This window comes from Variovorax sp. WDL1 (assembly GCF_001541225.1).
Classification (GTDB): domain Bacteria; phylum Pseudomonadota; class Gammaproteobacteria; order Burkholderiales; family Burkholderiaceae_C; genus Variovorax.
Genome location: NZ_LMTS01000232.1, coordinates 1 through 237, shown reverse-complemented (window position 1 = coordinate 237; position 237 = coordinate 1). Strand labels below are relative to the sequence as shown.

Below are 237 nucleotides of genomic sequence, written 5' to 3'. Positions count from 1 at the left end.
CGCACCACTGGGCGCGCGTGCTGGGCGGCCTCGGACACCAAGTGGAGTTGCTGCTAGCACGGCAGCTGCGCGCGTTTGTGCGCAGCAACAAGGATGACGCGGCCGATGCGCGCGCGATCTGGCTAGCGGCGCAACAGTCGGACATCCGGCGTGCACCGGTCAAGACCATGGAGCAGCAGGCGGTGATGTCACTGCAACGAGCACGTTCGCACTGGGTGAGCGTGCGCACGGCCACCC

General features: G+C 67.9%; 1 pseudogene. It reads left to right on the top strand.

Annotated features, from left to right (window positions below):
• Positions 1–237, top strand: a pseudogene (locus APY03_RS28005) (IS110 family transposase); the annotation flags it as partial.